Below are 19173 nucleotides of genomic sequence, written 5' to 3'. Positions count from 1 at the left end.
GCTATATGTTTTTAATTTTTGGTATGCTGCTATTTTGTTGCCTGCAAAATAATTCTGTGAGTATTACAATGGAGATCCCTATGGTATAGGAAAGCATATCGCCCCAGGAAAACGAATGCCCAAGCAGTATAGCTGCTAACTTTGAGTTTTGTAAGCCAAGGTGGGCAAGCAGGTTAAAGTACTGTGATATTTCAATCATATACGCAAAAAACAGTGCGCCGACCGCTGTTTTAAGCCACGGCGTATTAACGCAGGTTTTTACAAAACAATAAATAAGGATAACCACAAGCAGGTCGCCACCAAATGGGCGTATGAGCTTGTCATGTAGATATATGCCGATGAATACCTCTGTGATGAAAAGGATCAGCGTTAAAATGAAGTATGGCTTGTTATTGCTCATGTTAATTAAAAAGTACTTTGTATTGCAAAGTTATTAGAATGTTTTAAATTTCAATGAGGGGAGGGACTTTTATTTTTTATGGAACACATTCACTATCATGCAGCATAATGCGATCTGTTTGCTAATTTTTATGGTATTTTTATTGTTTATAACTTTTTTTGCTAATTTTTGTAGTTTTAAAATTACTGTTGGTATACTTGTAGTTTAATTACAGGTATAAGTTAAAGCAGGTGTATGGTAAATGCAGTTTTTGAATTTGAATTTAATAACCAGGTGGTTGAGTTTGATATTAGCGATAAAGATCTGATGATCAATGCCACAGAAATGGGTAAGATCTTTGGGAAAAATCCAACTGAGTTTTTAAAGCTTCAGCAAACTAAAGACTTTATTGAAGAGTTGAAGAACATTCCATTGCCTTTTAATGAATCGAATTCTGAAGGGAATAATATAAAGAGTTCTTTGGATTTGGAAGCAATGATATTTGTGAACAGACTGGACGGCCTCTGGATGTGCGAAGTTTTAGCATTGAAATTTGCCGGCTGGCTCAACCCTAAATTTGAGGTATGGGTATATAGCACTATCAGGGAGTTTTTACCCAACTTGCGGGATAATAATGAAGCCTACAAGCAAATTGTAAAGTTTGAAGATCAATTGGATAAACTGGTGAAGAAACTGCAGGGCAACGCCGATTTTCAATCGTATATGCTATTGCAGGAAAAACTAAAAAAGCTTCCCTACAGGATCAAGAGAAACAACCAGGCCACTTTAAGGCAGTACAGGCAATTAAAAGCCATTTAGTTATTCTATATAAAGCAGGCGCAGCATTCTATCTGTTATAAAATTCGTAAGTTCAAGTGTTTTCGCCATTACCATACTTTAAGATGAAAACTCATCAAAGCGTGGGAATATGCGGTTCTTTTCTTGATCAGGGGGCTGTTAATCTCCGGGCGGCTTAATACCCCCTGCTCACGCTTTTCCCCATCGCGGCCCTCTCAAGACTGCCATGTGGACGCATCTACACCCTGCTTTTATAGGTATAGGTGTAGAAGATTTCTCTTTCGTACCGATGTTCAACATTTCATTTGCCAACCTAATGTCATTAAATCGCTGTTGATTTAGTATTAAATAATTGTTATTCTATTTTTTTTACTTTCGCTTTTTATTAGCTCCCGGGGCAATTTGGTTTGATCAACTCCTGCCGGTCAAACCTTTAGGGAAACTAAAGCAACGCGTTTTTCATGGAAAGTAAATTAAGGTTGGCCGAATATAAAGTGCTTTTATACAGGCTGTTTTTAGGGTATTTATTCTATTTTATTGCCAGGGTATTGTTTTTTGCATTCAATACTCACCTGTTTGCAGTGGATAGCTTTTGGGCTTTGCTTAAGCTCTGCTATTACGGTATGGCTTTTGATACTACAGCATTGCTTTATATCAACAGCCTGTTTATTCTGCTCAGCGTTTTACCCTTAACAGTAAATACGCGGCCCGCGTTTCAAAAAGGTGTGGCTATACTTTACTTTGTTACCAATTTACTGGCCTACGCTACCAACTTTGTTGATATCATTTACTATCGTTTTAGTCAGGTACGATCAACCAAGGCTACGCTTGATGTGCTTGCCGATGAAAATAACAAGAAACTGTTATTCACCCATTTTTCTGAAGCTTACTGGTATGTGATCATTATATTTATATTATGCTCTGTTTGCTGGATCTGGCTATACAATCGGGTGAAGCAAAAGCCCGCGGTTGTTGCGGATAAGAAGGTGTATTTTCTGTCGTCGATAGTATCATTCCTGCTTATTCTTACACTGGTAATTGGCGGTATCAGGGGCGATTTTGCGCATAGCACCAGGCCTATCAACATGGTTGATGCCTACAAGCACATTACGGTTCCAAACCAGGGCGATATTGTGTTGAATACTCCTTTTGCCGTTTTTCGGACGCTTGGCACCAATAATTATAAATTGCAGCACTGGGTGGATGAAACTTACATTAATAACAACATCAAACCCATAAAGCTATACACTACCCAACCGGCCGCCAAGCCCAATGTGGTGATCATTATATTGGAAAGCATGGCCCGCGAATATTGGGGCAGTATGAACCGGGACGTTAATATACCGGGCTTTAAATCATATACGCCGTTTTTGGATTCTCTATCCAACAGCAGCCTCATATTTACCAATGCCTACGCAACAGGCAGGCAGTCTATCCATGCCATGTCGTCGGTATTGGCCGGTATCCCGTCATTTCAGAATGCTTTTACTTCATCGCCGTATGCAAAACAACACATCCAGTCCATAGTTTCGGTTTGTGATAGCATGGGGTACCAAACTTCGTTCTTTCACGGGGCGGCCAACGGTTCCATGGGTTTCCAGGGGTTTGGCAATATTTTGGGATATCAGCATTATTACGGCCGTACGGAATACAACGATGATAAAGATTTTGACGGCATCTGGGGTATTTGGGACGAACACTTTTTTCAGTTTATGGGGCGCACGCTGAGCGGGCAAAAGCAGCCCTTTATGGCTACGTTGTTCACATTGTCGTCACATGATCCGTACCAATTGCCCGAAAAATATAAAGCAAGGTTTAAGGGCGGTCCGCTGGCTATTGATAAATGTGTTCAGTATACCGATAATTCTCTGCGGATTTTTTTCAATTATGCTAAAACACAGCCCTGGTTTAACAATACTATTTTTGTGATCACGGCCGACCATACCAGTCAAACTTATTATGCCGAATACAGCAAGCAGGTTAACCGTTTCGCGGTACCAATTTTGTTTTACAGCGCAAACAGCGCCTATAACCTTAAGGGCGTCCGTACCGATCTGGCATCACAAATGGATATTTATCCAACGCTGGCCGGTTTAATTGGCTATAATAAACCTTTCAGGTCCTGGGGGCGGAGTTTGGTAAGCAACTTGCCTGATGAACAGCCGAGGGTCATCAATTCTACAGGTAATATTTACCAGTTTATGCAGGGTAATTACACTTACCTTTTTGATGGTAAAAACTTTACGGGAATTTTTGCTGTGAGTGATAAAGGGTTGGAGAAAAACCTGATGACCGCCCAACCAAACGCCGAAATGCAAAAAGGCATGCAGGACTGCAAAGCCCTGATACAGGATTATACCGATAGGATAGTTAACGGGAAACTCGTGGCGAAGCAGCAGTAACAGTAATTTTGATTTTACGTTATTGCTTTATGCATATTCCCTGATTTACGTAGACTGGATCTCGCATCTTTTTTATAGATTTTACGATAAGTTTAAAATACAATGTTAAATTGCATTGTAATACTAACTCATTGTATATGATTGATTTATCGAATGTTCTTTTGCCCTTGCGCGAATTGCTGCTCACCACTAAGGTTTTAAAAGATAAAGACCTTATGGCTGATGAAACTCCCATTGCGCTGAAAACCGATGGTGCAGAATCTGTTAATATTCAAGGTGTAACTTTTACCATTGGCGCAGGGGCCGGTGTTAGCGTCAAGCTATTTAACGATGAGGATGATAAAGACGAGGATGAATTTGTAGGGGTAAAAGATGCCCCCATTATATTTAATTCCGAATCAGAGGCTTATTTGAAATATACCAATGCAATAACCGCTAAGTTAGATGCAAATTTACCTATTGCAAGTGCTGGGTTTGACCTGGCTTTAACTTCAGAGGGTAATGCAAAATCTGTTTTCTATAAAAAACACGCCAATACTGATATCGTCAATGCAGCCTTTTTGCAGGATATTATTCATTATCATACCATTTTTGATCCGGCAGATATAGAGGATCTTGATGAGGATGATGCGCTTGCTTTCCTGGTAACAGGGAGTCTTTCAAGTTCCATTAAAATCAGCTGGTCGGATATTTTTTCATCATCGTTAAGCTTACTTGCCGGGATTTTACCTGTTCCTGTTACGCTTGATCTTAGCCTCACGCCAAGTTTAATGGCCACGGTCAACTTCTCTGTCAAAGATGATTTTCGCTATTTCATAAAGAAACTTCCAAATAAGGAATGCCTTGTCATATTTAAAAAAGGCAAAGCAACCTCTACAGGAGTAAGTGCCGGTGCTGCTATCCAAATTGGATTGACAAACAGCAGCGAACTTGAAAATCAGCTTGAAGAGTTATATGAAAAAATTATAGAATCGGTATTTGGTCATACAGCCAACGAAATCGATACTGCCCTTCAAAAAATAAAAGGTGGTGTTGCTGATGCCGACCAGGAGGAAATGGTAAAAAGGTTATTGATTTATTTTAAGCTGGATAAGGTTCCGGATTCAATAAATACATTAATTGCTAAGATAGCAGCTATTAAAACCATAATCCCGGATAAAATAAAAGCAATTGCCAACGCCAGTTTAGATCTTAGTTTTAGCTATCAGTATAAAAGGCTGACCGAAGAAAACGAAATATTGTCGGTTAAACTTCCAACAAAAGAACTGATTGCAAATAATAATTATCACAAAGATCTGCTGAAATTTAAGCTCACCGGTTTGCTGGATGATTTGCGGGATAGCAAAGTGGCAGGTGCCGTGGTGAATTCGTATTTAAACGAAAAAAAGATCACGGTTAGCAAAAGCTGGGGATTTGGTTTGCAGCTATTTGATTTTAATCTTTTAGGGAAGGACTATACTGATTTAAAGGACGTAGTAAGAACTAATTTGGGTAATACAGCGCAGCAGATCTCAATGGAGAGGGTACTGGGCTACAAATGGGGACTGGGCAAACCTGCCGGGTCATGGAAGGGTTTAATTACAGCAGATATGGCGGGCTATTCCAAACAGGCTATCCCCGCAATTGACGAGTTTGACATCAGCATGCTCATAAACCAGATATCAGAAAACACAAGGTTGGATGAAGACGGTTTCAGGGATTTGATTGATCTTGCGGTTTTATGGGGGGCAATTAAAGTAGCCGACGTAACAGCCGTTGTTACCAAATACCTTCCTAAGGTTAACGTTAAAGACAAGAAAGTATTAACAGAACATAAGTTGCTTTTTTCCCCGGCTGCTTTTAAGCTGCTTATGCAAACAATAAGTAGTATCGGCTGGAGCGGATTGAACCTTAAATATCTTGCTATGGCAATGGGGGCTTCCATGACCTATATTTCTGATTATCAGCTTAGGCGCGATCCTGCAGCCCGGCAGCAAACCTATGGAGGGCTTTGGCTTGGTTATTTAAATGATTTTGATCCTGATACCGACCCCGGTGATTTTGCCGCAGCTGCCGAAGAGGTTGTAAGAAATATGGGCAACCCTGATCATCTCGCCCAGTTCGAAGCCGACCCTGGTAACTGGATTTTCGGCGATACCTATGCAGGTGTTATTCGTTCCAACCCCTCGCTGCAATCTGATTTAAAGGATTTTATTTTGGGTATTCAAAATCTCAATAATGCCGTACAGCAACATAGTCAATACACAAGCTTTAATAATGCTTATAAAAAAATATCCGGCGTTTTTAGCCAGTCGTTTAGTTTAAGGACTATCGGGAATTTTTTAATGCTTTACGCCCGCGATCTGAATATTTTATCGGAGATGAGCCAGGTTTTCACAATTACAATTGATCCGGATGGCGATACCCCGGAGGTGGTTAACTTTTCAATAATTTAACGCCGGGTGAAACAACTTTAAAGCAGTACTTACCATGAGCATAAGTACTGCTTTTTTGTTTTAAAAAAGCGTTTTTGTAACATAGGGCTATAGATATTTATCATCAATATCCAGATCTATCCACACTTATCCAACTTTTCAACAATGCCTTAAAACACCTGCCAATGCATTAACTTTACCCGATTAACAGAAGGAGTAACCGCTTGGCTAAAGATACAACCAAAGAAACCCCCTTAATGCAGCAATACAATGCTATCAAAGTAAAGTACCCTGGTGCTTTGCTGCTGTTTAGGGTGGGCGATTTTTATGAAACATTTGGCGAAGACGCCGTTAAGGCTGCCGGTATTTTAGGCATCGTACTAACCCGCCGGGCAAACGGCGCTGCAACACATATTGAGCTTGCCGGTTTTCCGCACCATTCGCTGGATACTTATCTCCCTAAACTGGTGAGGGCGGGGCAGCGCGTGGCGATATGCGATCAGCTGGAAGATCCAAAAACTACCAAAACCATTGTTAAGCGTGGCGTAACCGAACTGGTTACCCCCGGTGTGGCTACCAATGATAATATCCTGCATCAAAAGAGCAATAACTACCTTGCTTCGCTGCATTTTGAAAAAAATAGTATCGGCATAGCGCTTATTGATATTTCAACCGGCGAATTCATGACTGCGCAGGGCAACAGCGATTATATTGACAAGCTGCTGCAAAGTTTTTCGCCCAGTGAGGTTATCTACCCTAAAAGCCGCACCCGTGATTTTAAAGACACCTACGGCGACCGCTTTTATACCTATGCCCTTGATGAATGGCCTTACAGTGGTGATTACGCCAACGAAACATTGCTCAAACACTTTGGTGTTAAGTCGCTTAAAGGCTTCGGCATAGATAAACTGAACTTAGGCATCATTGCTGCCGGCGTCGCTATTCATTATTTGAATGAAACGGAACATCGCAACCTGGGCCATATTTCGGCCATCAGCAGGATAGAGGAAGACCGCTACCTTTGGCTCGACAGGTTCAGCATCCGTAACCTTGAACTGGTAGGTTCGGCCAATGAAAACGCGCTTACCCTGGTTGATGTGCTTGACCATACCTGCTCGCCCATGGGTGCACGTTTGCTGCGCCGCTGGATTGTGATGCCGCTAAAGCAGATCAAGGCTATTAACGACCGCTTGGGCGTGGTTGAATATTTAATAGAAAACGAAGAGTTAAGAGAAGAATTGCTGCAGTACCTGCGCCAGATAGGCGATCTGGAAAGGCTCATTTCAAAAATAGGTTTACAAAAAGCCAACCCGCGTGAGGTTTGCCAATTAAGGAAAGCCCTCACGGCCATATCGCAAATTAAACGGATTGCCGAGTCATCGCAAAGCGCGCCGTTGCGCGCTATCGGCGAGCAACTGAACCCATGCGCACTGATATGTGAAAAGATAGAACGCGAATTGAACCCCGAGCCGCCGGTAATGCTGGTAAAAGGTTCGGTGATGAACGAGGGGATCAACGATGAGCTTGACCGTTTGCGTAAGATAGCTTTTGGCGGTAAAGGTTATCTGCTCGAGATCCAAAAGCGTGAGGCCGAATTGACCGGTATCCCATCGCTTAAAGTATCATTCAACAACGTGTTTGGTTATTACCTGGAGGTTACACACAGCCATCGCGATAAAGTGCCAACCGAGTGGATCCGCAAGCAAACGCTGGTTAACGCAGAGCGTTATATTACGCCTGAACTAAAGGAGTATGAAGAGCAGATTTTAGGTGCCGAAGAAAAGATCCTGGCGCTTGAAACGCAACTATATAACGACCTGCTGTATTCACTTGCAGAATATATAAAGCCTATTCAGTTAAACGCCCAGCTGATAGCCCGTTTGGATGTGCTTCTCAATTTTGCAACCATTTCCATCAAAAACTATTACGTAAAGCCGGAGATAAACGAGAGTAAGGCGCTTGACATAAAAGGTGGCCGCCATCCGGTTATTGAGAAAAACCTGCCCATAGGCGAGGAATATATCACCAACAGTGTATACCTTGATGCTGAAACCCAGCAGATCATCATTATTACAGGCCCCAACATGGCAGGTAAATCGGCCCTGTTAAGGCAAACCGGTTTGATTGTGTTAATGGCTCAAATGGGCTGCTTTGTGCCCGCTAAAGCAGCCACGATTGGCCTTGTAGATAAGATCTTTACCAGGGTAGGGGCTTCGGATAACCTTTCGTCCGGCGAATCAACCTTTATGGTAGAGATGAACGAAACAGCGAGCATCCTGAATAACCTGAGTGACAGGAGCCTGATCCTGCTGGATGAGATCGGTCGCGGCACATCAACTTATGATGGTATCTCCATCGCCTGGTCAATTGCCGAATACCTGCATAACCACCCGACTGCAAGGGCTAAAACGCTGTTCGCTACGCATTACCATGAGCTCAATGAGCTCAGCAATTCGTTTAACCGGGTTAAAAACTTTAATGTATCGGTTAAGGAGGTAGGGCAACAGATTATCTTTTTACGTAAACTGGTGCCGGGCGGCAGTGAGCACAGCTTCGGGATCCATGTGGCCAAACTGGCCGGGATGCCTTCAAAAGTGCTTACGCGTGCAAACGAGATCTTAAAAAAATTGGAAAACGAACGCACCGGCGGCGAACATATTAAAGAGAGTATCCGTAAGGTACAAAAACAAGCTGTACAGATGCAGATGTTTTCGATAGATGACCCTGTTCTGGTAAAAATTCGCGATACGCTGAATAACCTTGATGTAAATACCTTAACCCCGGTTGAAGCACTCATGAAACTGGATGAGATCCAAAGGGTGGTGAAGAGTTAATTGTTAGATGTGCAGATTTCAGATGTGCAAATGTACATATCATTGAATCCTGATCTTCCGCTCTGAAACTTACGAAGTTTTTAAAACTTCGTAAGTTTGGCTTTTCAGCATCTGTACATCTAAAATCCGCACACCTGCACATCCACCCCATGTTGATATGTTAAAAACATCTGTATCATTGCAATAAAGTTTAAAGTTAATTTTACTTCATGAGCATATACCTGCGCCGTAGTTTTTATTTGTTTATATTTTTCCTTTCCCCATTTATATTAAGCTCATGTCATTCGCGCAAGGCCGCTATGCGCGGCCAGCCGGGTGAAGTGGTTAACCCTTCGCCGGATATCGCTTCAAAATACTCCGAAATTATGGGTGTGGGCCGAGGAGATATCCAAAACGGACGTCTTTATGCCTTTATTGACCAATGGATGGGGACGCCGTACAAATTTGGAGGGCTTGATAAAGATGGTGTTGACTGCTCCGGTTTAACTTTTTTGCTGGAACAACAGGTTTACGGTATCACTATCCCACGCATGACCAGTAAGCAAATTACCGTTATTAAACGTAAATATGAGGAAGACCTGAAGGAAGGCGACCTGGTATTTTTTGATTTTGACGGCAAGCAGTTTAGCCATGTAGGTGTTTACCTGCAAAATGGATATGTAGTACATGCCAGTTCACGCCGTGGAGTGATCATCGTTAAACTGCGGGATCCATCATTGTACAAATACTTTTCAAGGGCCGGCTCTATTGAAAACGTACCTACCGGCATGAATTAAATTGCACCAGTTCCATCAGCAGGAATTTTAAAAGAACTTTTACAAATTACGCGAGTATCGGTGCCTCAATTTTCGATATTTTTGCCCCATCATGGCCGATAAAAAAGGAGATTACTCATTCTGGACTAAATATAAACGTTTTGCCGGCACCGAAATCATGCTTTACGTGATCATGGTGCTTGGCATCATCCTCGGTATTGTGATATTTAGTTACCTTTAATCAGCGTAACGTTGTCATTATCAGCATCGGCTACCGACTGGTAAAAATCAACAAGTGCCTGGTAAGTATCCTTGCTGTAGGTGCCATCAACAATCTGTAATTTTCGGTTATAAATGAGCTTATCACCGTTTACCGTTGTGCTTGATTCAAACTTTCCGAAGGGTTTTTCGATACTTACTTTTTTGGGACGCATATCAACCTTGTAACCTGTCGGCAGGGTGTAAGTTATTTCGTCTTCATCGGTATACCCCCGGTTAATATAAACATCATTGCGCCTGTTACGCACCTCGCGCAAAGGCGAGGTTATACGGTTGGCCGGATTGGCCAGAAATATAATTTTCCCATCAGTTATCGCCCCATAATCCGTAGCTGCAATTTTTAAGGTTTCTGAAGTGTAGGGCTGTTCAACCTTAAATTGTTTAAGATCCGCGCTTTCAATTTCAAGGTTGTTTATGGGGTATATCTTTTTCAGGTCTTTGATCTGTTCCGTTTTCGACTCATATATCACGTGGTCGCGCTCTTCATAATCTGCCCCCTTAAAATTAGTGACCATTGTACCCGAAAGGCCGCCATTTTCACTTAATGTGAACGTGGCTTTGCGCTGCTCAAGATTGGCCTGGGTTGTGTATTTGGGCGTATGCATCAATTTACCTCCCTGGGGTGTACAGGCTAACACCGTACGGTCATCGGTAAAATCGCCCAGAAAGCCAAAAGGTATGTTTTGGCTTGTACACTCTACAAAGGTTGTATCGTTTTTAAAGGGCAGGCACAAGATAACGTGATTGCCCTGGTCTAAACTTGCAAAATCAGGCAGGAGGCTTACTTTTGAGTTTCCGGCCTGTACAACACAGTAGTATGATTCAATATCAACGGCCTTTAATAAGGCTTGTGTATAATTAACCAGCGCTTTGCAATCGCCATAATTTTGCAGGTCGACGTCAGATGCAAAAAAGGGCTGTAAGCCGCCAATCCCTACCTGTATACTGATATAGTGCGTTTTGCCCTGCATGTATTCATAAATTTTCCGGGCTTTAGCTTTGGGATCGGTTATGGATGCGGTAAGTTCTTTCATTTTTGCCACGGTTTGCGGCGGTAGTTGCTGGCGACCGGCGTTAAGCTTGTCATATTGCCACTGGCCAAGTTCTTTCCAATTGGTGAACGAACCGCTTATTCCACGATACATGAACTTTTCAGGTACTATTTTCAGGCTGGGCATTATAGCCCTGTAAACGGGGCTATATGGTTCATATTTTAAAGCCTTCAAATTGCTGATTTGCCAGGTGTATGTTTGTTGCCCCTGCTTGTTGGTGCCGGTAACCACATTAATGGGCAGGTTGGTTTGCTTGTATTTAATCTTGAAGTCGGGTTTGCAGATCAGTGTATAAGAGCTTTTTTCAACCGCTACACCATCAGAACTGATGGGGTGCCAGTTATCAAGATCAAGTGATTGCTTTGAACGGATATCATATTCAAAGCTGATGGTATAAGGGTATTCGGCTACTTTGGGTTGATAGTGTTTGATCTTCAGATCGGTAAAAAGCGAAAACCCGTCGTGGTTACTGTCATCATCAAAATCACTTTCCGAAAACTTGCCCGCAGGCTTACCCCACTGGTTATAAATCACGCCTTTTATATCCCTGATACTGCGGCTTTTATCATGCCATATAGCTATATCAACATCGTCGTCGCCATTTTTGTTAAAAACGGTTATGGCTTTTTTTACATGGCAAAGGGTATTGTCAAAGTCTTTAACCTCAACGGTAACTTCCTCGTTGCGTACAACTGAACTTGCGTAGGGTAATAGTTCTTTCGGAATAAGCGATACATCATAATTCTCCTGTGCTTTTACACAGCCTATTGCCGAAAGTATAAATAGTGTAGTTAAAAATGCTTTCATTATTTTTTCTTGAAGATCATATCACCTTTTTCTGTAAGGATGATCTTGTTAAATAATTCCTTTAGGTAAGGATACTCGGCCGAATCGTAAACCGATTTATTGAACTGCATAATATTTGAAAAAGTGAAAGTGTTATTGTCCTGGCTTTCAAAAGTGGTGGCAAACATACCACCTTTATTAGGCAGCGAATAAGCAACTGCCTGCGGCGGAGTTTCAACGATGTATTGCGCGGGCAGGTGCATTACCAAAACCAACCTTTTGTCAGATGCGAAGGCCCAGTCTACAGGAAAATCGCGTTCAGCGAGTTTGAAGGGATTGGTAGTGCGTTTTTCCCAAAAGTAGGGGTTAAAAGCAAGCTTATCATGATTAGTGTTATCAAAAGCCTCTATCTCCACATCAAAAGTTTCCCTTAACGGGTTTTCAAGACTGTCGAGGTTCGTTATATCTGATTTAAGTACTTTTAACTTAGGCTGCTTCTCGTCAAAATCCTCCACATATTCATCAACTGTATTGAATTTTTTAATGGCTTTACGCTTTTCATAAGCATCATAACCCTTATAGTAATTGACTATCGTGCCTTTGAGTTTACCGTTATCAAGCAACGTGAGGTCAAACATGCGGGTGGTGGCTGCCTTTTGCTGGGTACTTAATTCTATCCAGTATGATGGTTTATTAAGGCTGATCACCCTGCCTTTATCGTTTATACATTTAAGAGGAAGCAGGCCAAATGAAAGCAGCGGATCGGTTGCGTCAAGCAAATAGGTTTTATCGCCTATGGTTAACCTGGCAATTACATAATTAAAGTCGGTGAGCACAGGGTAAAGAGTGTTTACCATCCCGTGGTCGCGGGTTGAAAGTAATACAGCCTCGGCGTTAAGACCAGCGGCATTAAGCGCCGTAATAAGCGTTAGGTTAATATCGGCAACACTTCCGGTATGTGTATCCAGTGCTTTTTTTACGCCATCGCTGCTGTAAATGCCGATATAATCGTTCCATTTTACCTGGCTTTTTACCCATGCGTATAAATACTTTGCCTTTTCCAGATCATCTGTTTTACCCGCAATTACCGGTGCTATGCGTTCTTTGAGCAGGCTGGTGCGTTTTAGTTGCACGCCAAATTCATCAGCTATTTTTAACTGGCGGTCAACATCGCTCCATTCTTTGGTTACCACCGTTCGTACGCTGGTATACGGATTGGTAACCTCAACAAGTTCGAAATAAATGGCAGATAAAAAGTTTTTACGGGCGGTCATATAATCCTCGTCAACAAACGCCGGAATGTCTTTCATGCCGTAAGTGATATGTGAGCAATCAGCTTTCGAGCCTCCTGATGAGAAACATTCGCGTTCAACTTCCGAATTGTTTTTGGTTAGTTTCAGTACCCCGCGCAATGAGGCATTAAAAGTCCAGAAGCCGGGGATATGTACTTCATACTGCGAGTAAACTTTAGGGATATCGTCCTGAAATGTCCATCCTCTGAAATGGTCCCAATAGGGTGAAATAAGTTCATATTTAAACTCGATGACACAACCGGGGCGCAGTGCCGGTAATGCAAATTTTACGGTACTGCCATACTTATAGTCCTTAACAGTAAATACTTTTTTAGGATCAAGTTCGGCTTTTTGAATAATGCCGTTGTCGTCTTTATAATAAGTGAACCCGGTAACATCGTTAACCTCTTCAGAACTATTATCGCCGTTATGTATCGGGATCTCGATGGTGCCCTGGGTAAGCCCTTCCTTGGTGAAGATCTTTATTTTGGCATGATATGTATGAATAAGCCTGATATGATCGCTCACCTCATCGATCCTGGTATTGCCAAATTCATTCAGAAACACAGCGTTGGCCTGGGGATCTTTATCGTATTTGGCCATTTCAATCTCCTGATCAGTGATTCCGGATTCAAAATCCTGTGCATTAGCTAAATGTGATAAGCCAATAAAAATCAAAAGAATAAGAAAAATTTTGTTCATACAAATTGTGATAATTAGGGGTAATCAAATTAAATAATAAATTGGTATATTAAATAAATTAAAAAATTTATTCTGCTGATTAATTTTAGGACATTTGCAACCTTTGCATCTCTGAACACTGACAAATGAAATTAAATTTAAAACGCCCCCTGGCTTTCTTTGATCTTGAAACAACAGGTACCAATATCGGTGCCGACCGTATAGTTGAAATATCTGTCATTAAACTTAACCCTGATGGCAGCGAGGAAGTTAAAACATGGCGTGTTCACCCGGGCATTCCTATCCCGCTCGAATCGTCGCTGGTGCACGGTATTTATGATGAGCATATAGTAAACGAAAAGCAGTTTAAAGAGCTTGGCCAGGACATTGCCGATTTTATTGCCGATAGTGACCTTGCGGGTTACAACTCAAATAAATTTGATATCCCGATGCTAATGGAAGAGTTTTTACGCGCCGGGGTTTCATTTAGTTTAGATGAGCGCCATTTTGTTGATGTGCAGAACATTTTTCACCAAATGGAACAGCGTACTTTAAAGGCTGCTTACCAGTTTTACTGTAATAAGGTGATTGAAAATGCACACTCGGCCGAAGCGGATACCCGTGCCACTATGGAGGTTTTATTGGCGCAGATTGAACGTTATGAAAACGTGGAGTGGGAGGATAAAAAAGGTAACAAAACAGTCCCTGTTGTTGGTGATGTTGAGGCTTTACATGCATTTACCAACTTGAGTAAACCGGTTGATTTTGCAGGTCGTATGGTTTACAATGAGCAAGGCGAAGAATTAATAAACTTTGGCAAGCATAAAGGCAAGCGTGTGGAGGAAGTATTTAACTCCGAACCAAGCTATTATTCATGGATGATGCAGGGCGATTTTCCATTATATACCAAACGTAAGCTCGAAGAAATTTACACGCGTTGGAATACTAAAAAAACTGCAGAACGCCAGGCCAACAGAGCCGCGCAGCCAAAACCGGCAGATCAACAACCTGCTGCTCCTAAACCTGAGTATCAGAAAAAGGAATACACCAAACCCGATCATACCAAAAATCAGCATCATCAAAACAAGCCTTATAAAAAGAATGATGAACCGGCAAAGCCCGTTAACGATGATATGCTGGCCCAGTTAGCTTTAAAGTTTAAAAAGGGTTGATCCCTGAACCTTGATTTTGAGGATTTGAAGATTACCATGAACTTTTCCCCGGCGGCCGTGTCCTCACGGTCGCATGCCCGCATATGTCTAAACTCGATTTGTTTTAATTAAGACATTTATAGGATTTTTTGAATGAAGCCTTTGTGAATTTGCAAGGGCTTTTTTGTGGATATTATTCTGAAACCCGATAAGTATAGATTCGTTCCACTTTAACCTTTAACCTTTAACCTTTAACCTTTAACCTTTAACCTTTAACCTAAAAAATCGATATTTCGTTTCAATCCGCTAAATTTCGTGCGTTTAACTGCCGAGTTTTTAAATACCTTTTGAAAAATATCCTGGGTAATATCCTGCCAGTCATCTTTTTTCAGATGCAGCAGGTCTGGATGAGGTGTGAAAGCGGGTTCAGTGTTCAAAACAGAAAAACGGTTCCATGGGCAAACATCCTGGCAAACATCACAGCCAAACATCCAGTTATCCATTTTACCCTTAAACTCCGGTGGGATCTCGTTTTTAAGCTCTATGGTTAAATAGGATATGCAGCGGCTGCCATCAACCACATAAGGGCCAACAATGGCATCGGTAGGGCAGGCATCTATGCAGTTGGTGCAGGTACCGCAATGATCAGCTGTGGGGGCTATATCATATTCCAGCTCAAGGTCAATGATCAGTTCGGCAAGGAAAAAGAATGAGCCAGCTTTTTTGTTAAGCAGGTTGCTGTTTTTGCCTATCCAGCCCATGCCTGCTTTACGGGCCCATGCTTTATCAAGCACCGGGGCCGAATCAACAAATGCACGGCCACCTACTTCGCCTATTTTGTCATTGATGATTTGCAGTAATTGCCTGAGCTTATCTTTAATTACTGTATGGTAATCGATACCGTAGGCATATTTGGAAATTTTTGGCGATAACGGATCGCCCTGTTGCTGATCTGTATAATAATTTATACCCAGCGAGACAACCGATTTTGCCCCGTCAACCAATAGCCTTGGGTCAAGGCGTTTGTCGAAATGGTTCTCCATGTACGCCATTTCGCCGTGCATGTTTTTTTTGAGCCAGGATTCAAGGCGTGGAGCTTCATCTTCCAAAAAATCAGCTTTAGCTATACCGCAAAACAAAAAGCCGAGCTTTTGCGCCTCGCTTTTAATGAGTTGACTGTATGTAGCCTTGTTTTGCTGCATTTGTGCAAAGATAACATAATTGAAATTGATAGATGTTAGGCAGGTGATGACCGACCACCTTTATCATCGTAATATGCATGTTATTATTGTTTACTCCCTTTTGCTATAACCGTACTATTGGTGCAGTTTTTGTATCTGATTAAAAAATACGAATTTATAGCATGCTTGAGCATATGAGATACTTGCCTGCGCATGTGTTAGGGATGCATGCCGTGGGCCACGTTACCATTGGTGATTACGAGAAGGCTTTACGACCATTGCTTGAGCAACACGTTGAGCAAACCGGACGAATCAACTTTTTATTGGTGCTGGAAACCAATATAAAAAATTTTACAGCGGGTGCCTGGTGCGGTAATATCAGGCTGGGCCTTAAATATTTTACCCGGTGGAACAAGGTTGCTGTTGTGACCGATCAGGATGGCGTTCGTGAGTTCAGCCACCTGTTTAAATATATTTTGCCCGGTAAGTTTGCCGGTTATAAGCTGGAGGAATTAGATGAAGCCGTAAAATGGGTAACAGGAATTAAATAAATATCATTATGGAAACAATAGACGAAGCAGCAGCTATGAACAATGATGATTCGGACCTGCACAATGATGAGTTAGGCGAAAATACCGGTGATGATACTGTAATAGCCGAGATAGCTCATTTAAAGCCCGGCGAAATGGATATCAGCAAAATGCCGTCATCAAACAAAGGTCAGGGCCCGGCAGGTGAAAACCTGTAGTTCGCCCCCCAACCCCTAAAGGGGGAGTTTTTGATTGGCATATTGCCTATCTTCATATAGCGATAAACAAAAAATGCCTTACTAAAGAGTAAGGCATTTTTTGTTTAATATTTTCCGAAACTCCCCCTTTAGGGAGCCGGGGGTTAAAAGCTATTCCGGATACTGTTACTTAAAGTTTTAGCGCTCCAGTAGCCACTATCTAAAATACGGCGTACAGTCATCAGCGGATCAGTTTGATCACGCTTATCAGCTAATTGAAAAGCCATTTTGAAACCGCGTTTTCTAAGCTCAGGTAAGGCTGCTTTGTTCCAGATACCAAACGGATAAGCAAAGTAATCCATTTTTTTGCCGGTGATCTCTTCTAAAGTTTTGGTTGGTTTTTCAATTTGGGTAACCCAGTCATCAACCGGACGGTTGGTTATCTTACCGTTTTTACCAATGATCTTCAGGGTTGAGGTATGTGAATAACGGTCAACACGGTGGTGGTCCCATGTGTGGCTGGCAATTACGTTACCTTCGTCAGAGAGTTGTTTTACCTGCTCTTTGGTCATATAATGCGGGCGGCCTAAGGATACGGTCATCACGAAATAAACTGCCTTGAAACCATATTTTTTAAGGGTAGGATTGGCAATCGTGAATTGATCAAGATCGGTATCATCAAAAGTAAGCATGATAGGCTTTTTAGGCAGCGGTGCGCCTTTGGTAAGGTAAGCATAAAGCTGATCGGGCAATATGGTGTGATACCCGCTGTCGGCCAGCATTTTGATGTGTTCTTTAAAGGCAGCAATCTGAACTATGTAATCTTTAGCATTTTTTGAATCCGTTGGTTTCCAGTCGCGGATTTGGTGATAGCAAAGCACAGGCACCTGTTTGCGGGCTAAAATAGCAGCAGCGTCACCTTGTGTGGCAGCATTAGCAGTAGCCGGAGTAGTTGCGGCGGGAACCGTGGCCGTTGATTTATCTGAAGGCTTTGACTGGCATGAAACAGCGCCGAATGCACAAATGGCCAACATGGCTAATGTTTGTTTTATCATATTATAGATTGGTTTTATTGCTTAATTAACGGCGGCTAAATTAATAATTATATAACATGCCTATCTTTTATTGTAAATAAATTTAATGATTTAGAGTAGCTAAGTACGCACAATAAAAAAACCTGCAATATTTTTCTGCCAGAAAAACATTGCAGGTTTTTATGATTTATAGCGTTGATTACGGCTTACAGCACGATGCGTTTACCTTCTTTTATTGATCGTTTGGCTGCATCCAGTATTTGCATCACTATCATATTATATTTTAACGAGGAGCGGTCATCAGGGTGTTTAAGTGGATTTTGTAAAGCGGCTGTAAAATAAGCTACCGGTGCATCGGCAGGCGAAATAAGCGGCGACGCTTTATATCCTCTTACATGATCATTAACTTTTACCTGCACACTATCCTTATCAAAGGCATGGATATAACCCTTAGCGCCAAATATCTCCATATCTTTTATGCTGAACGGCCAGTTCCATGAGGCTTCTATTTGCCCGGTAGCGTTGGCATATTCAACAAGTATTGTAGCGTCGTCTTCAACTTTTGGATATACATTTGGTTTGTAATGCCTCGCAATAGCGGTTACAGCTATCGGACGCTGCCCTTTCATTAACCAGGTCATTAAATCGGCACCATAGCAGCCAAAGTCATTAAGTGCTCCCGCGCCATTTAAAACGGGATCGGTAAGCCAGCTCAGAAAATCCTCACTGCAGCCAATTTCGCGCGGCCCCTGGTGTCCGTCATGTACCACCATTTTGCGGATTATGCCTACACTATCCAATTTAACGGTGTTGTAAGCGTCCTGAAAGGATGGGTACCATGTGGTTTCATAGTTAGTAAGCACTTTTACATAGTATTTAAGCGCCAAAAACTCCATGCGTTTTGCCTGCTCAAGGGTTGCGGCCAATGGCTTTTCAACCATTACAGAGATACCGAGGGGTGCACAGGTTTCTACAATATCCACGTGTTTGCCAACCTCGTTATAACCTAACACAATAGCTGGCTTGCGGGCGGTGCACATTTTTTTCAGATCGTCAAAAAACAGGGAGTCGGGCAGGTTATATGCTTTGCCAAATTTTTCCCAAAGTTTTTTGTTAGGCTCTGCAATACCTACAATGTTCACATTGCCTTTGCGATATTCGCTTAATATCAAGTGAATATGATCATGATTTAAACCCATGATGCCCACTTTTAAGGTTGGGACAGGTTTGTGTACTGCCGGTACAGTATCTTTTTTTATTTTATTAACAGAATCGGCAGGCGACGTAACAGAAGTACCCGGTGCAGGGCTGCTGACAGGTGATGGCGTTGTTTGCGCCAATGTGATAGTTGCACCGCCTAAAATAAGCGCGGTTGTTGTTAGTAGTAGTTTTAGTTTGGCATTCATAA

15 protein-coding genes are annotated in these 19173 nt (G+C 42.0%); 9 read left to right on the top strand and 6 right to left on the bottom strand.

Features of this window, described 5'->3' with window-relative positions; all coding sequences use genetic code 11:
* Position 1 precedes the first annotated feature (1 nt).
* Entirely contained in the window at positions 2 to 400 is a 399-nt protein-coding gene (locus MTO98_RS20900; RefSeq protein WP_243480927.1) for a DUF2809 domain-containing protein, read from the bottom strand.
* Positions 401 to 634: 234 nt separating this feature from the next.
* On the opposite strand from MTO98_RS20900, the gene MTO98_RS20895 reads away from it, so the two are divergent.
* The 6 genes from MTO98_RS20895 (at position 635) to MTO98_RS34310 (ending at position 9823) form a co-directional block, all read left to right on the top strand.
* A complete protein-coding gene (locus tag MTO98_RS20895) occupies positions 635 to 1198 on the top strand; it encodes a KilA-N domain-containing protein (RefSeq protein WP_243480926.1) in 564 nt (187 codons plus the stop codon).
* 440 nt (positions 1199 to 1638) lie between these two features.
* Complete coding sequence (locus tag MTO98_RS20890) at positions 1639 to 3579, top strand: LTA synthase family protein (RefSeq protein ID WP_243480925.1); 1941 nt, start codon at positions 1639 to 1641, stop codon at positions 3577 to 3579.
* Between the two features lie 137 nt (positions 3580 to 3716).
* Positions 3717 to 6014, top strand: a complete 2298-nt coding sequence (locus tag MTO98_RS20885; RefSeq protein WP_243480924.1) for a hypothetical protein — start codon at positions 3717 to 3719, stop codon at positions 6012 to 6014.
* 203 nt (positions 6015 to 6217) lie between these two features.
* Entirely contained in the window at positions 6218 to 8827 is a 2610-nt protein-coding gene (gene mutS / locus MTO98_RS20880) for a DNA mismatch repair protein MutS (RefSeq protein WP_243480923.1), read from the top strand.
* 209 nt (positions 8828 to 9036) lie between these two features.
* The gene (locus MTO98_RS20875; protein WP_243480922.1) at positions 9037 to 9603 is read left to right on the top strand and encodes a C40 family peptidase; all 567 of its coding nucleotides are present in this window, start codon (positions 9037 to 9039) and stop codon (positions 9601 to 9603) included.
* 91 nt (positions 9604 to 9694) lie between these two features.
* Positions 9695 to 9823: a hypothetical protein gene (locus MTO98_RS34310; protein WP_256464308.1), complete on the top strand. Its 129-nt coding sequence runs from the start codon at positions 9695 to 9697 to the stop codon at positions 9821 to 9823.
* Here the strand turns inward: MTO98_RS34310 and MTO98_RS20870 are convergent.
* Together MTO98_RS20870 and MTO98_RS20865 are read right to left on the bottom strand one after the other, a co-directional pair.
* The gene (locus MTO98_RS20870) at positions 9810 to 11720 is read right to left on the bottom strand and encodes a DUF3857 domain-containing protein (protein WP_243480921.1); all 1911 of its coding nucleotides are present in this window, start codon (positions 11718 to 11720) and stop codon (positions 9810 to 9812) included. The genes MTO98_RS34310 and MTO98_RS20870 overlap by 14 nt on opposite strands.
* A complete protein-coding gene (locus tag MTO98_RS20865) occupies positions 11720 to 13693 on the bottom strand; it encodes a DUF3857 domain-containing protein (RefSeq protein ID WP_243480920.1) in 1974 nt (657 codons plus the stop codon). The genes MTO98_RS20870 and MTO98_RS20865 overlap by 1 nt, the downstream gene beginning before the upstream one ends.
* A 125-nt stretch (positions 13694 to 13818) precedes the next feature.
* Here MTO98_RS20865 and MTO98_RS20860 point away from each other — a divergent pair, with 125 nt between their 5' ends.
* Entirely contained in the window at positions 13819 to 14844 is a 1026-nt protein-coding gene (locus MTO98_RS20860) for a 3'-5' exonuclease (protein WP_243480919.1), read from the top strand.
* 251 nt (positions 14845 to 15095) lie between these two features.
* Here the strand turns inward: MTO98_RS20860 and queG are convergent, their stop codons facing one another.
* Positions 15096 to 16025, bottom strand: a complete 930-nt coding sequence (gene queG / locus MTO98_RS20855) for a tRNA epoxyqueuosine(34) reductase QueG (protein WP_243480918.1) — start codon at positions 16023 to 16025, stop codon at positions 15096 to 15098.
* 173 nt (positions 16026 to 16198) lie between these two features.
* Between queG and MTO98_RS20850 the strand changes: the two genes are divergently transcribed.
* Together MTO98_RS20850 and MTO98_RS20845 are read left to right on the top strand one after the other, a co-directional pair.
* Positions 16199 to 16555: an STAS/SEC14 domain-containing protein gene (locus tag MTO98_RS20850; protein WP_243480917.1), complete on the top strand. Its 357-nt coding sequence runs from the start codon at positions 16199 to 16201 to the stop codon at positions 16553 to 16555.
* An 8-nt stretch (positions 16556 to 16563) separates the two neighbouring features.
* Positions 16564 to 16752 (top strand): hypothetical protein, encoded by a 189-nt coding sequence (locus MTO98_RS20845; RefSeq protein ID WP_243480916.1) that lies wholly within the window; start codon positions 16564 to 16566, stop codon positions 16750 to 16752.
* Between the two features lie 143 nt (positions 16753 to 16895).
* On the opposite strand, the gene MTO98_RS20840 is transcribed toward MTO98_RS20845, so the two are convergent.
* Together MTO98_RS20840 and MTO98_RS20835 are read right to left on the bottom strand one after the other, a co-directional pair.
* Entirely contained in the window at positions 16896 to 17786 is an 891-nt protein-coding gene (locus MTO98_RS20840; protein ID WP_243480915.1) for a polysaccharide deacetylase family protein, read from the bottom strand.
* A 185-nt stretch (positions 17787 to 17971) separates the two neighbouring features.
* A complete protein-coding gene (locus tag MTO98_RS20835) occupies positions 17972 to 19171 on the bottom strand; it encodes a Gfo/Idh/MocA family protein (protein WP_243480914.1) in 1200 nt (399 codons plus the stop codon).
* Positions 19172 to 19173: the final 2 nt, after the last annotated feature.

It is taken from the genome of Mucilaginibacter sp. SMC90 (genome assembly GCF_022811725.1).
Taxonomy (GTDB): domain Bacteria; phylum Bacteroidota; class Bacteroidia; order Sphingobacteriales; family Sphingobacteriaceae; genus Mucilaginibacter.
Note: the sequence above shows the minus strand (reverse complement) of the source record. Positions and strands in the feature narration are given on the sequence as shown.

Bases quoted from the DNA above. Each gene is read 5' to 3' on its own strand.
- MTO98_RS20885 (WP_243480924.1), top strand. From the start codon at position 3,717: ATGATTGATTTATCGAATGTTCTTTTGCCCTTGCGCGAATTGCTGCTC.
- MTO98_RS34310 (WP_256464308.1), top strand. From the start codon at position 9,695: ATGGCCGATAAAAAAGGAGATTACTCATTCTGGACTAAATATAAACGT.
- MTO98_RS20850 (WP_243480917.1), top strand. From the start codon at position 16,199: ATGAGATACTTGCCTGCGCATGTGTTAGGGATGCATGCCGTGGGCCAC.
- MTO98_RS20870 (WP_243480921.1), bottom strand. From the start codon at position 11,720: ATGAAAGCATTTTTAACTACACTATTTATACTTTCGGCAATAGGCTGT.
- MTO98_RS20900 (WP_243480927.1), bottom strand. From the start codon at position 400: ATGAGCAATAACAAGCCATACTTCATTTTAACGCTGATCCTTTTCATC.
- MTO98_RS20890 (WP_243480925.1), top strand. From the start codon at position 1,639: ATGGAAAGTAAATTAAGGTTGGCCGAATATAAAGTGCTTTTATACAGG.
- MTO98_RS20835 (WP_243480914.1), bottom strand. From the start codon at position 19,171: ATGAATGCCAAACTAAAACTACTACTAACAACAACCGCGCTTATTTTA.
- MTO98_RS20845 (WP_243480916.1), top strand. From the start codon at position 16,564: ATGGAAACAATAGACGAAGCAGCAGCTATGAACAATGATGATTCGGAC.
- MTO98_RS20860 (WP_243480919.1), top strand. From the start codon at position 13,819: ATGAAATTAAATTTAAAACGCCCCCTGGCTTTCTTTGATCTTGAAACA.
- MTO98_RS20865 (WP_243480920.1), bottom strand. From the start codon at position 13,693: ATGAACAAAATTTTTCTTATTCTTTTGATTTTTATTGGCTTATCACAT.
- MTO98_RS20875 (WP_243480922.1), top strand. From the start codon at position 9,037: ATGAGCATATACCTGCGCCGTAGTTTTTATTTGTTTATATTTTTCCTT.
- queG (WP_243480918.1), bottom strand. From the start codon at position 16,025: ATGCAGCAAAACAAGGCTACATACAGTCAACTCATTAAAAGCGAGGCG.
- MTO98_RS20840 (WP_243480915.1), bottom strand. From the start codon at position 17,786: ATGATAAAACAAACATTAGCCATGTTGGCCATTTGTGCATTCGGCGCT.
- MTO98_RS20895 (WP_243480926.1), top strand. From the start codon at position 635: ATGGTAAATGCAGTTTTTGAATTTGAATTTAATAACCAGGTGGTTGAG.